Raw genomic sequence first — 1535 nt, 5'->3', positions numbered from 1 at the left:
GTCTTGAACATTGCGCTCTTGCCGTCGCAACGTGGAGCAAACCAAGTGCAAGGCCAAGTGTAGTCAGTACGCTTCCAGAGCTTCTCAGTTACTTCTTGTGGTAACTCTACAGACCAGCCCTCAGCAATCTGAAGAACTGGGCCTAAGCCCTTAACTAAGTTTAAGCGAACCATGGTCATTGGAACCTCAGCGTCGGTTAAGAAACGTGAGGAGTAACCACCGCCACGGAAGTAGCCTAAGTCAGCAGCGTTCCAAGTGGTAGCCTCTAAGCACTTTTGGATGTCCTCATCGGTCATCTCGTACCATGGCTTAATGGTGCGTACGCCATTTTCAGTTGCTTGGCAGGAGAAATCTAAAGCAGAAGCACCAGAGTTAATTAAGTGTAAGAAACCATCACAGTCTTTTGCGTGACCTTGTAACTCGTAGCCAGTTACACGCTTAACAGCGTCACCTGACCAGTAGGTACGTACGTCAGAGAACATGGTAGCACGGTTGGTTAAGAGCTTACCAAAGAGCATACCAAAGCCGTTTAATACGTCATTCTCAGTTGCTAAAACCATGGTCTCACGACGGCCATTCCAGTCAAAGCTTGAGTTTAATAAAGCCTCAGCAAAGTCGCCGTTTGGATAGAAGTCAGTCCACTGACGTTGGCCTTGGAAGCCTGCGGCAATAGCGTTGTGACCTAAAGCCTCTTCCTCGCAGCCAGCTGGTAAGTTTGGATTGCCCTTGATGAGATCCTTGATGATGACCATCATCTTAACCACAAACTCCCACTGCTCTTCCTTAACCTCAGGGGAATTTTGCATGCTCTCTGGGTTCTTATCGAAGCCTTCCTTGCAGTACTTCTTAGTCCACTCTAAAGCCTTCTTGAACTCCTCAGGATCATAAATGTTGTTCTCCATACGACGGATAATTTCTACCTCGTCAACGGACTCAACACGCATGCCTAAGTACTCTTCAATGAAGTTAGAGTCAATAATGGAGCCAGCAATACCCATGCAGATAGAGCCAATCTGTAAGTAGCTCTTACCACGCATTTGAGCAGCAGCAATAGCAGCACGACCAAAGCGTAAGATCTTCTCTTGTACGTCAGCTGGGATGGAGGTGTCATCAGCGTCTTGTACTTCATGGCCATAAATACCGAAAGCTGGTAAGCCCTTTTGAGCGTGGCCTGCTAATACAGCAGCTAAGTAAACAGCACCTGGACGCTCAGTACCGTTGAAGCCCCAAACACCCTTAATGGTGTGCTTGTCCATATCCATGGTCTCGGAGCCGTAGCACCAGCAAGGAGTTACAGTCAAGGTTACATCAACACCCTCACGACGGAACTTCTCAGCGCAAGCAGCAGCCTCTGGAACACGACCAATAGTAGTATCAGCAATAACTACCTCAACTGGGGTGCCATCAGAGTACTTTAAGTTAGCACGTAAGAGCTCAGCAGCGCTCTTAGCCATGTTCATGGTTTGCTCTTCTAAGGACTCACGAACCTTTAATGGGCCACGACGACCATCAATAGTAGGACGAATACCAATCTT

At 47.9% G+C, this 1535-nt stretch carries 1 protein-coding gene; it reads right to left on the bottom strand.

What is annotated here, in order from left to right; translation table 11 throughout:
• Positions 1–1532: L-fucose isomerase (locus MXE38_RS12260; RefSeq protein ID WP_246915493.1), on the bottom strand; the 1532-nt coding region annotated here is incomplete at its 3' end.
• Between the last annotated feature and the right edge of the window lie 3 nt (positions 1533–1535).

The organism is Anaerobiospirillum sp. NML120448 (assembly GCF_023050945.1).
Lineage (GTDB): Bacteria > Pseudomonadota > Gammaproteobacteria > Enterobacterales > Succinivibrionaceae > Anaerobiospirillum.
Note: the sequence above shows the minus strand (reverse complement) of the source record. Positions and strands in the feature narration are given on the sequence as shown.